Raw genomic sequence first — 11,955 nt, forward strand, 5'->3', positions numbered from 1 at the left:
CGCAAGTGTGCAGGATTGACGCGGATGCTGAATGAAATGGAGGATGTTTTACTATTCATTGAGGACATATGTCCTTTATAGAGAGTCTGCCCTATAATTTAATATATAGAAAAGTCATTTACATGGGGAGAATAACGATTTATGAGAGGGATTTTGTTTGCTTTTCTGGGAGGGGCGTGCATTACGCTACAGGGTGTAGCAAATACACGGATTAGTCAGGATATCGGTACATGGCAGGCGGCCACTGTTACTCAGCTCATAGGCTTTATTTTGGCAGCATTAGTCTGGATGGTTACAAGGGATGGCAATATGGCTGAAATGAAACAAGTAAAGCCAATGTATCTTTGGGGCGGTGCCTTTGCAGCTATTATTATATTTAGCGAAGTCACGGCAATCCAACATATTGGGGTTACGTTCACGATCTCGGCGCTGTTAATTGCGCAGTTGTGTTTAACCTTCCTGGTAGATATCAAGGGATGGTTCGGTATTGTGAAGCAAAAGATGAAGCTGCCACAATTTATAGGTATTGGTATGATGATCGCGGGTGTAATTATTCTGAAGCTTTAAAATAGAAATTTAACTTGTGAAGAAAGCTTAGAATGTAGAGATTGAAGGTGAGCTTAGGAATGAGAGAAATTCAGGATCAAGAGCAGCTAAAATATTTTTTGCAGCTGCATGAGTTGGAATCCATACTCTACGAGCCACTACATCCTTATTTGTCGTTGCATCGTTTGGAGCAAGGGGAGCGGCTCTGTTCACAGGGGGACTCTATCGAACATTTATATATACTGGTGCAGGGTAAGGTCAAGATTTATACCAGTTCTACAGAAGGGAAAACCCTGATCCTTTGCTTCAAAACACCGATCGAGGTCATAGGAGATGTTGAATATATTCGGAGTAGTCACGTCATCAACACGGTAGAGGCAGTGTCTCCGATCTATGTGATCGGTATTCACCACCAATGGATGAACAAATACGGCAGAGACTATGCTCCTTTGCTGCAATTTCTGCTGGATGTTGTCACGCGAAAGTTTTGCCTGGACTCCGACTTTTCCAGTTTTAATCTCATGTATCCGGTGGAAGTCAGACTGGCGAGCTACCTGCTATCGGTTTCTTTTGACGAATCGAATACAGCTTTTCATGAGGAATTACGGGCATCCAGTCTGGTAGATGTGGCGAATTTGATCGGAACCAGCTATAGACATCTCAACCGTGTTATCCGCAAAATGATTGAAGATGGATGGGTTGAACGGACAAAAGGCTATATTGTCATTCGGGACAGAAAAGGTTTGAGTGAACTGGCAGGACATAATATTTATGAATCATTGTAATAGGAGCATGTAGTAAAAAACAGAAGAATATCAAGGATCATCAAGGGAGAGTTAACATATGTTATTAGGAATTGTATTGGCGGTTATCGCAGGTGCCTTGGTCAGTCTGCAAACGATATTCAATAATAAGGTGAATGAACGGACAGGATCGTGGGCCACAACAACATTGGTGCTGGGCACAGGGTTCTTGGCTTCCTTACTCGGGAGTCTTATTTTTGAAGGGGAAAATACATTTGCTTTACAGCATATGCAGCCGTGGTACTGGTTCAGTGGCATGATTGGTGTCGGTGTTGTGTTCTGTCTGGTACAAGGAATGAAACGACTTGGCCCGACCTATGCGATCTCCATTGTATTGACAGCGCAATTAGGGACCGCCCTGTTGTGGGATTCATTAGGATGGCTAGGATTAGAGAAAATTCCGTTTACCATTAACAAGCTGATCGGTGTATTGGTCATTATCGGTGGTATTCTTGTGTTTAAATTTGGACATTTTGCAGAAAAGCGGCAGCTCAATTAGGGGCGGCTTTTCTGTAGAGCTTCCAAAATAACTGGTTTATTGCAAATTTTGAACATGATCTATGGGGAAGAAAAAATGTTCACGATCGTGTATATATTTTTCCATCCATGATACAATGAGAGTATCTTAAAATAACCACTTTAAGGGCTACGATATTTGTATAAGAGACGATAAATAGATCGGTTACCGTGTTCGGGAACGGTCTTATTTGTGCTTCTTGAACTTGATACAATAAACAGAGTGACTTTGGATGAGGTGGAACATAGATGGGTAGTACAGAGAATAAAAAAGGAGCACCTGACGGCTTTAACAGATCCGGCTCTTTGTTGCCTGCCGCGCGGACAGGCGAACGGAAGATTGAGCACGTCCGCCTTTGTTTGCAAGAAGATGTGGCCGGACAAGGTATCACCAGCGGGCTGGAGCGGTATGTCTTTAAGCACTGCGCTCTGCCGGAGTTGCATTTTGACGAGGTTCGCCTGGATACTACTTTTTTAGGACAGGCTGTACGAACACCGCTGCTTATTAGCTCCATGACAGGCGGCAGCGCCGAGACAGGAGCGATTAATGAGCGATTAGCAGAGACAGCGGAGAGACGCGGCTGGGCATTGGGCATCGGCTCGGTACGGGCTGCGGTGGAAAGGGGAGAATTGGCTCCAACCTTTGCAGTCCGCCGTCTGGCACCCAGTATCCCGATCCTTGCTAATCTGGGTGCGGTGCAGCTGAACTACGGATTTGGCGTGGACGATTGTCGCCGTGCAGTAGACATTGCCGGAGCAGATATGTTGGTGCTGCATTTGAACGGATTGCAGGAGATTTTCCAACCCGAAGGGAATTTGGATTTTAGCGGCCTGCTTAATCGTATCGAGGAGTTGTGTCGTCAGCTTTCAGTGCCTGTAGGAGTGAAGGAAGTAGGTTGGGGCATAGATGGCGAGACGGCATCAAGACTGTATGATGCGGGTGCAGCCTTTATTGATGTCGCTGGTGCAGGCGGGACAAGCTGGAGCCAAGTGGAGAAATTTCGTAACCCTGATCCTGTGCGTCGCGCGGCGGCGGAGGCGTTTGCGGACTGGGGCAATTCGACCGCTGATTGTATCGTGGAAGTCAGAGCCGCTCAGCCACATGGTGCTCTGATCGGCAGCGGTGGACTGAGAGACGGTGTCGATGCAGCGAAGGTGCTTGCTTTGGGAGCTGACATGGCAGGCTTCGGGCGTTCTTTGCTCGGTTCTGCGGTTGCCTCCAGTGAAGCGCTGGAGGCACGTTTGGAGCAGGTCGAACTGGAACTCCGCACGGTCATGTTTGGTATTGGGGTAGAAGGAATAGAAGGGATCAAAGATACGACTCGACTAAGAAAGAAGGTAAACGGATGAGCGGACTTATTACATTGGTTCCGATGAATGCGGAGCAATATGATCGATTTGAACAACGCTCGCTTGCCGACTATGCGGATGAGAAAATCCAAGCAGGTACATGGACGGTTGAAGAAGCACCAGAGCGAGCGGCAGAAAGTTTTGCTCGATACCTGCCACAGAGACTTGACACACCTCATGCTCACCTGTATATGTTGATGTTTTCCGATGACGGGGGGCAGAGTCAGGAGGAAGCTGGCTACATCTGGTTCAATATTACGGACGGCGTGCAAGGAAAAGGAGCTTTTCTACTGGATATCCTTGTATACGATTCATACCAGGGGAGGGGTCTAGGTACGATGACGATGGAGGCTTTGGAACAGGAGGCTCGCAGGCTGGGAGCTGTCCGCATCGGGTTGCATGTATTTGGGCATAATGAGCGAGCTTTGCATGTATATCGCAAGTCGGGCTATCGGATTACAGATATCCAGATGAGCAAAGAAATCTAAATAGGGATATAGTAAAATCCTGAATTCCATAACCGTATGCTTGCCGCGTGTATAGGTTCTCATATATAATGTGGGTTGGTAAACTAACGGATGGCATAACGCATATTTTATATAAACGGGAGTTGTTCTGATTATGGCTTTAAAAGCGGGGATTGTGGGCTTGCCGAACGTGGGCAAATCAACACTTTTTAACGCAATAACGCAGGCGGGTGCGGAATCCGCAAACTATCCATTTTGTACGATTGACCCCAATGTAGGCGTCGTTGAAGTACCGGACGAGCGGCTGGATAAGTTGACCGAACTGGTTGTGCCGAATAAAACGGTGCCAACGGCTTTTGAATTTGTTGATATTGCAGGACTTGTGCGCGGTGCGAGCAAGGGCGAGGGTCTGGGTAACAAGTTTCTGGCTCATATTCGTGAAGTGGATGCGATTGTACATGTGGTACGTTGCTTTGAAGATGAGAACATTACCCATGTAGACGGCAAAATTGACCCGATCAGCGACATTCAGACCATTAATTTGGAACTGATTCTGGCGGATATCGAAAGCGTAGACAAGCGTATTGAACGTTCCCGCAAAAACATGAAGGGTGGCAACAAGCAGTACACCCAAGAAGTTGAAGTGCTGGAGCGGATCAAGGAAACGCTATATGCTGATAAACCTGCGCGTAGCTTAGAATTGTCGGATGAAGAACGGCTGATTGTACGCGATCTTCATTTGCTGACGATGAAGCCTGTACTCTATGCCGCTAATGTTAGCGAAGATGGTGTAACGGAAGCCGACAGCAATCCATATGTGCAAAAGGTACGCGATTTTGCCGTGGCTGAAAATGCAGAAGTGGTGCCGATTAGCGCCAAGGTAGAATCTGAAATTGCTGAGCTGGAAGGCGAAGACAAGGCGATGTTCCTCGAGGAGCTGGGATTGGCTGAATCCGGATTGAACCGTCTGATTAAAGCGGCATACCGCTTGTTGGGACTGTATACGTATTTCACAGCAGGTGTGCAGGAAGTACGCGCTTGGACGATTCACAAAGGAACGAAGGCACCGGGTGCTGCGGGCGTAATTCATACGGATTTTGAACGCGGATTTATTCGTGCCGAGGTTGTATCCTACAACGATTTGGTCGCTGCTGGTTCGATGAACGGGGCCAAGGAACGGGGTCAGCTTCGTCTGGAAGGTAAGGAATATGTAGTGCAGGACGGAGACGTTATGCATTTCCGTTTTAATGTTTAATATAAAATTTCTAGAGTACAATACTCGATTCGGATATATAAAAGACGATGTCTCAAGTATGTGTGTTCTAAAATGTGCTAGATAATGCGGTCGCTGCCTATATTAGGGCGGCGACTTTTTTTATTGAATTACATGTCGTGTGGATTTTTGCAAAATCCTAAATTAGTCAGTATTTCTTGTAGCTAATTCATGAATTAGTTGGTATAATAAAGAGCTGTAGCCAGTGAAATTGAAGCTGGCTTCATATTAATTTAACTGAAGAGGTGAATCGCTTGTTGGACCGATTGCAATCATTGGCGGACCGCTACGATAAACTGAGCGAACTGCTCTGCGATCCGGATGTAGCGAACGATAGCAAAAAACTTAGAGATTATTCCAAAGAACAGTCTGATTTACAGCCTGCTTATGAAGCATATACCGAATATAAAAATGTCGTTGAAGAGCTGGAAGCTGCAAAAACCATGCAGGGTGAAAAGCTGGACGACGAGATGCGTGAAATGGTCAAAATGGAGATTGAAGAACTGAGTGTTCGTAAGCGGGAGCTGGATGAAAAAATCCGTATTTTGCTGCTGCCGAAGGACCCGAATGATGATAAGAACGTTATTATTGAGATTCGTGGTGCAGCGGGTGGTGACGAAGCGGCACTATTCGCAGCTGATTTGTACCGGATGTATACCCGTTATGCCGATACCCAAGGCTGGCGTGTAGAGCTGATGGACGCGAACATGAATGACCTCGGGGGCTTTAAAGAGGTTATTTTCATGATTAACGGCCGCGGTGCATATAGCAAAATGAAATTCGAAAGCGGCGCACACCGCGTCCAGCGGATTCCGACGACGGAATCAGGTGGACGTATTCATACATCGACATCTACAGTATCCGTTATGCCTGAGGCAGAAGAAGTGGATATTGAAATTTCCGACAAGGATATTCGCGTTGATACGTTCTGTTCCAGCGGTGCGGGCGGACAATCCGTTAATACGACCAAGTCGGCGGTGCGTGTAACGCATATGCCAACAGGTATTATGGCAACCTGTCAGGACGGAAAATCCCAGAACTCCAATAAGGAGAAGGCGCTGCAAGTTTTGCGTGCCCGTATTTCGGATATGTTGCGTCAGGAAGAGGAAGCCAAATATGCAGGCGAACGTAAGAGCAAAGTAGGTACCGGGGACCGCAGTGAGCGTATCCGTACCTACAACTTCCCGCAAAGCCGTGTAACGGATCATCGTATTGGACTAACTATGCATAAGCTGGACCAGGTGATGAACGGGGAGATCGAAGAAATCGTATCGGCGCTCACGATTGCAGAGCAGGCTGATTTGATGGAACAAGAGGTTTAAGTTTTGGGGAACGAGCGCGATTGTGTGTATCGGATGTCGCCGGAACGGAACATGAGTGTCAGAGAAGCCTTGGTTGAGGCTTCTTCTTTTTTAGGAAGCTGTGACGTTCTGGAGCCCCAGCATAATGCCCGCTTGCTGCTGGAGCATGTACTCGGGTTGGAAGGTACGGCGTTTTACGCCGCTCTGGGTGATCCGTTCCCTTCCACTGCCAAGGAGGCGTGGGAACGGATCATAGCCCGCAAAGCTGCGGGTGAACCGGCGCAGTATATTATCGGACGGCAGGAATTTTATGGCCGCCCGTTCATGGTTTCGCCGTCGGTGCTGATTCCGCGCCCCGAGACAGAACTGCTCGTCGAGGCGATACTCCAGCACGGCGATCGGCTGTGGCCAAGCGGTGCTCCTCAGGCGCTCGACATCGGCGCGGGCAGCGGTGCGATTGCCGTGACGCTGGCGGCTGAGCGACCGAGCTGGCGCGTAGCGGCAGGGGATATTTCGGCTGCCGCGTTAAAAGTAGCGGCTTATAACGCTGCTGCGAACGGCGCAGCCGTAGAATTCCGCGAGGGCGATCTGCTGGCGCCATTTGCGGGAACGACGGTGGACATTCTCGTGTCCAACCCGCCGTACATCCCGGCTGCTGACATCGCTGGCCTACAGCCGGAGGTCCGCGACCACGAGCCACGGATGGCGTTAGATGGTGGTCCTGACGGGCTCGGCCCGTATCGGGCAATGCTGGAGCAGCTCGGACTCCTTCAGGCTCCGCCCCGGCTAATCGGGTTTGAGCTGGGGATGGGACAGGCCAGAGACGTGGCTGGCCTGCTGGAACAGGCAGGTCATTGGAAGAACATTATAATCGTTCCTGACCTTGCAGGGATTGAACGACATGTCCTGGGTATAAAAGTTTGAATTTGTGAATGATACGTTTGGAATTGTCAAGATGAAGAGGAGTATTAGAGGATTGGAATACCCTCCAGATTTCCTGAAGAGGAGGACTGGAAGGTATTTTTAATTACTGCATTGAAAATGTATAAATTTTAAGGATGGGAAATATTGGCCGAGAGATTAACATTCGCGCTATTTCCTACAAAAATTCTAATGCAGAAGTTGCTTCCAGACGATGCTCCGAACAAATTTATAGAGTAATTACCGTCATAGTCAACATCTACTGGCTCTCCAAGGGTCTTATAACCTAGCCAATCGTCTTGGGCAAGCTGATAGGATACATTAGCTGGATATGAATTACTGGAGTATTGCCAACCTTGTAGCATGATTTTGCTGACACCGCTGGGAATAGAAAAAGTACTAGTGTAGGTAGCGCCATATTGTAATCCATTATACTGGAAACTGTCCACAAAGGCGTTTGTTGATATATTTCTTTGTCCATCTGAAGTATTCCCTAACATGATCTTCCATGCTCCATCAATATTCTTTACATGTATTACTTTTCCGGTTTCAGATTTACCGGAATTATCCTTTAAGTTCACGTATAATGAGTTACTGTTTTCAGTATCGACTGAAGTGATCTCGAGAGAGCTTAAGTCTGTACTGTTGCTGAATGCTTTATATTCTTTAATTTGTTCCTCAGAGTTGGAGAAGCGCTGATCCACAACCAAAGATGTAGCTTTTGTAAAGTCACCACTTACCATAGATGTGAGGAAATCTTTAACCACTTGGCTAGCTTCAGATTCAGGTGCTTTTTCAGCAAAGCTTATATTCCCGAATGAACAGATACTGAGAGTCAATGCAACTAAAATTAAACTCACTTTTCTAAGAAACATGATTTAGCCCTCCATATTTAAAATATTTTTTTATCCGATAGCAAACCACGGCCCTCCTTTTTTTTGTATATTTGTATTATCTCGTAAAAAAAGAAAGATTTGAATGAGCCTAAGGGACTGATGTTATATATGTATTCATAAATACGATGTCGGATTTTGATGAAAAATTGTACATTTTATCGGCAGTTTCATTTGCTATACAATTACTTTAGAATAAGAAGATATAGTCGACTACCTGATTTGGAGGATTCTTATGCTTCGTAAATTGAAAAAGATGGATACGGGTATCATTTTCATCCTTGCGATGTTGATGGTCATTAGTGTATGTGCAACATACAGTGCGGGTATCTATTTTGAAAAAACAGGACAGGGTCATGGTAATGACTACATCAAAATGATTATCTTTTATGTGCTTGGTTTTCTGGTGATTTTGAGTCTGAGTATTTTCGATTATCGCTTGTTTGTAAGGCATTCTCTATATATTTATGGATTTGGGATTTTGCTACTTTTGTTAACAATCTTTGTAGGTGAAAAGAAGAATAATGCATCTGGTTGGCTGGATATAGGGGGATTAAGTATCCAGCCTGCGGAATTATTTAAATTAATCCTGGTTCTCTTTATGGCCTATGTATTGGTGCGTAGGAATAAGCAAAGAGCACAAATGCTCTTCTGGCGTGATGTAGTGCCGATTAGTATGATCACTTTTCTACCTTTTGTGCTTGTTTTGGCTCAGAATGACTTAGGTAATGCACTAAGTTATATTATTATCATGTTTGGAATGTTTTGGATTGGAAATATAAAGATGGCTCATGCGTTGATTGGTTTACTGCTCATAGCAGGAACGGCTAGCTCGGGAATATTTTGGTACACACATTATCATGACCAGGCTAAACATTTTTTATCTGATACCATTGGAAAACCTCACTTGGTTAACCGCTTTGATCCTTGGTTGGTTCCAGAGAAGGCCACTAGAGATGCTAAATATCAGACTGGTAATGGTAGGCTGGCCATAGCCTCAGGTAGCATGCTGGGTAAAGGATTTACAAAAGGTAGCTCAGTTCAATCGGGGCGTGTGCCGTATACGTATGCAGACTCGATCTTTGTTGTAGTGGCGGAGGAGTTTGGCTTTACTGGTTCGTCGCTATTGCTGGTGTTGTACTTTATTCTAATTTACCGGATGATTGTCATTGCGCTAGAGTGTCGGGAACGGTCAGGACCATATATAATTGTCGGAATTGTCTCCATGCTGCTATATCAGATTTTTGAAAATATCGGCGCTTTCCTCAATATCATGCCGCTGACAGGGATTACGCTGCCGTTCATTAGTTACGGCGGGACTTCTCTGATTATCAACATGGCGAGTATGGGCGTCATTATGAGCATTAAGATTCACGGTCAGGAGCTGGAGGATGATCTGCCACAGCCTTCCAGAGCGAGCTTGACGAAGGAGAAAAAAGCTTAGTATGCGTGGATTGTAAGTAAGTAGATACGAATGGATATTTGTATAAAGTAAAACGGTGTAACGAAAAGGTCCAGATTGTGAAATCTGGGCTTTTTCATATTCGCAGATCATAAACAAACCTTTGCCCTGAGCATTTTAAGAGACTCATAGGTTTAGATTCTCCCAATCCGGACAGACTGATAGACATGATAGAGTTTGGGTTTGGGGGGACGAAGATGAGAAGTTGGGTAAAGCAAGCTGCAATGATATTATTTTGTATTTCGATATTAATGATGTCTTGGGAAGGACAAAAAACGGATGCCGCTATGACCACTGGAACAAGAGGAACCTTAGCTTCAGGAGTGACTACAACAGGGCTGAATGTGATTCCACACGACTCCATTCGACTGCGTATTTTGGCCAATTCGGATCGCCCGGAGGATCAGCTGGTTAAACGCGAAATACGGGACGCTATTGTGCAGCAGATGAATGCCTGGGTGGGTGAGCTGGAAAACCCGCAAAGCTTAGACCAAGCGAGATCATTGATTGATGCTCATTTACCTGAAATTGACCGTTTGGTAGGTACGGAACTGGCTCGTCGCGGCATTGCCTATGATCATCAAGTGGAACTGGCGAGCGTACCTTTCCCGACGAAAATGTACGGTGGTCTTGTCTACCCGGCAGGGAATTATGAAGCGCTTCGGGTTACGCTGGGACAAGGAAAAGGTCAAAATTGGTGGTGCGTGCTGTTTCCTCCGCTGTGCTTTATTGATGCAGGCAGTGGGGAGGCAGCGGCACAAACGGTATCAGCAAAAACGGATCATGGAGATAGTCGGACGAATGCCACTGACAAGGAGCCGGAAGTGCGTTTTTTTCTGTGGGATGCACTTGCGGGACTGTGCAGCTGGGTGAGTGGCTTGTTTGCCTAAACGTTGAGGAGTGTAAGTTTCCCCATATGCTATAATGGAGCTTACGATAGATATACACATGGCAGGGCCAAATAAACTGATCTTTCAAAGTAGCCTTATAGGATCAAGCGAAATCACTGGCCTGTATACGACAATAAGATATGGGATGATCTGATATGAGTGATAAATCGAATCAAATGCAAGACTTGCGCGGAGATTTTGTGCAAAAGGAAAAATCGGAGCAAAAGCTGGACGAACAGGAAAATTGCGAGCTGAAGCAGGCATTGAAGTCTTCCCATACACAATGGTGGGATGTAAGATGTTTGGTTCCTGTGAACAACACTGACGGGGGTGTTTCTGACGAAACTTCGGCTGAACAGACTCGGATCGCGGCGGAAAAAGGCATACGCGAGGCTGCTGTACTCCTCCAAGCTGGAGAGACGGTAGCCTTTCCTACGGAGACCGTGTACGGACTGGGAGCCGATGCTCGTAGTACAAAAGCGGTGGAGGCGGTATTCGCTGCCAAAGGACGCCCCTCCGATAACCCGCTCATAGTACATATTTCTGATGCTGATCAATTAGAGGGTATGGTAGCAAAAATAAACGATACAGCCCGGACGTTGATGAATATGTTCTGGCCGGGACCGCTGACTCTCGTATTGCCAGTGGTGCCGCAGGCACTGTCATCGCGTGTAACGGCCGGGCTGGACACGGTTGGTGTGCGTATGCCAGATCATCCGATAGCGCTGCGCTTGATCGCTGAAGCGGGTTGTCCGTTGGCTGCGCCAAGCGCCAATCGTTCGGGAAGACCCAGTCCCACCCTTGCACAGCATGTGCGGGAGGATCTGGAGGGCCGCATCGGCGGCATTTTAGACGGAGGTCCCACAGGTGTGGGGCTGGAGTCCACGGTGGTGCAGGCGGCTGACGACGGAACGGTCACCATCCTGCGCCCCGGCGGCGTGACGGCTGAGCAGCTCGCTGCAGTTGCTCGCGCCGTCGTGCTGGACCCGGCGCTGGCCGCTACGCCCGGGGAGGATGCCGACAGCCCGGCGCCGCGCTCGCCGGGCATGAAGTACACACACTACGCGCCGCGAGGCCGCTTGAGCGTGGTACAAGGCCCGTCGTCCGTTGAGGTGACGGGCTGGATTCGCGCCGCGCTGGCGGAGGCTTCCGCCCGCGGAGAGCGCACAGCAGTGCTCGCGTTCGACGAGCATACCGCCGGCTACGCCGGAGAACGCGTCTACACGCTAGGCAAGCTGGACGCGCTCCATGAGGCAGCGCAGCGCCTATACGGCGTGCTGCGCCGCTGCGACGAGGACGGCGTCACCTACATTTTGGCGGAATCCTGTCCGCCGAAAGGATTGGGCGACGCCGTTATGAACCGCCTGCTTAAAGCGGCAGGTCACCGAATCGTCCGCTTGTAGCTTCTGTCGAATCAGAGCCTCTTATAGTGCGTGTTCAAAAAGTCGGCTTTTCAGGACCGAGAAGGCTGGATGAAGCTAGGGACTGAGTAGCGGAGCGTAGATAGATCTACGTGAGCAACGGAAGGCCCGG

General features: G+C 47.7%; 12 protein-coding genes. 11 read left to right on the forward strand and 1 reads right to left on the reverse strand.

The window, feature by feature from the left end:
- Nucleotides 1-141 precede the first annotated feature (141 nt).
- The 8 genes from G9G53_RS06035 to prmC all read left to right on the forward strand — a co-directional run bounded on the left by G9G53_RS06035 (nt 142) and on the right by prmC (nt 7,180).
- Nucleotides 142-567, forward strand: coding sequence for a DMT family transporter (locus G9G53_RS06035; RefSeq protein ID WP_165146133.1), 426 nt, complete (start codon nt 142-144; stop codon nt 565-567).
- A 59-nt stretch (nt 568-626) separates the two neighbouring features.
- Nucleotides 627-1,331 (forward strand): Crp/Fnr family transcriptional regulator, encoded by a 705-nt coding sequence (locus G9G53_RS06040; protein ID WP_165146136.1) that lies wholly within the window; start codon nt 627-629, stop codon nt 1,329-1,331.
- Between the two features lie 58 nt (nt 1,332-1,389).
- Entirely contained in the window at nt 1,390-1,848 is a 459-nt protein-coding gene (locus G9G53_RS06045; RefSeq protein ID WP_165146139.1) for a DMT family transporter, read from the forward strand.
- A gap of 266 nt (nt 1,849-2,114) precedes the next feature.
- On the forward strand, nt 2,115-3,215 hold the full coding sequence (gene fni, locus G9G53_RS06050) for a type 2 isopentenyl-diphosphate Delta-isomerase (RefSeq protein WP_165146142.1): 1,101 nt from the start codon (nt 2,115-2,117) through the stop codon (nt 3,213-3,215).
- The gene (locus tag G9G53_RS06055) at nt 3,212-3,703 is read left to right on the forward strand and encodes a GNAT family N-acetyltransferase (protein ID WP_165146145.1); all 492 of its coding nucleotides are present in this window, start codon (nt 3,212-3,214) and stop codon (nt 3,701-3,703) included. Before fni ends, G9G53_RS06055 begins: the two co-directional genes overlap by 4 nt.
- 133 nt (nt 3,704-3,836) lie before the next feature.
- The gene (ychF, locus tag G9G53_RS06060; protein ID WP_013312345.1) at nt 3,837-4,937 is read left to right on the forward strand and encodes a redox-regulated ATPase YchF; all 1,101 of its coding nucleotides are present in this window, start codon (nt 3,837-3,839) and stop codon (nt 4,935-4,937) included.
- 272 nt (nt 4,938-5,209) lie between these two features.
- Entirely contained in the window at nt 5,210-6,277 is a 1,068-nt protein-coding gene (prfA, locus tag G9G53_RS06065) for a peptide chain release factor 1 (protein ID WP_013312344.1), read from the forward strand.
- A 3-nt stretch (nt 6,278-6,280) separates the two neighbouring features.
- Complete coding sequence (prmC, locus tag G9G53_RS06070) at nt 6,281-7,180, forward strand: peptide chain release factor N(5)-glutamine methyltransferase (protein ID WP_165146148.1); 900 nt, start codon at nt 6,281-6,283, stop codon at nt 7,178-7,180.
- A gap of 128 nt (nt 7,181-7,308) precedes the next feature.
- Here the strand turns inward: prmC and G9G53_RS06075 are convergent, their stop codons facing one another.
- The gene (locus tag G9G53_RS06075; protein WP_165146151.1) at nt 7,309-8,052 is read right to left on the reverse strand and encodes a DUF4878 domain-containing protein; all 744 of its coding nucleotides are present in this window, start codon (nt 8,050-8,052) and stop codon (nt 7,309-7,311) included.
- 253 nt (nt 8,053-8,305) lie between these two features.
- On the opposite strand from G9G53_RS06075, the gene G9G53_RS06080 reads away from it, so the two are divergent.
- From G9G53_RS06080 to G9G53_RS06090, 3 genes are all read left to right on the forward strand, one after another.
- Nucleotides 8,306-9,514: an FtsW/RodA/SpoVE family cell cycle protein gene (locus tag G9G53_RS06080; RefSeq protein WP_165146154.1), complete on the forward strand. Its 1,209-nt coding sequence runs from the start codon at nt 8,306-8,308 to the stop codon at nt 9,512-9,514.
- Between the two features lie 215 nt (nt 9,515-9,729).
- On the forward strand, nt 9,730-10,422 hold the full coding sequence (spoIIR, locus tag G9G53_RS06085; protein WP_165146157.1) for a stage II sporulation protein R: 693 nt from the start codon (nt 9,730-9,732) through the stop codon (nt 10,420-10,422).
- A gap of 155 nt (nt 10,423-10,577) precedes the next feature.
- Nucleotides 10,578-11,825: an L-threonylcarbamoyladenylate synthase gene (locus tag G9G53_RS06090; protein ID WP_165146160.1), complete on the forward strand. Its 1,248-nt coding sequence runs from the start codon at nt 10,578-10,580 to the stop codon at nt 11,823-11,825.
- Nucleotides 11,826-11,955: the final 130 nt, after the last annotated feature.

The sequence above is a fragment of the Paenibacillus sp. EKM206P genome (assembly GCF_011066155.1).
Classification (GTDB): Bacteria; Bacillota; Bacilli; order Paenibacillales; family Paenibacillaceae; genus Paenibacillus; species Paenibacillus polymyxa_D.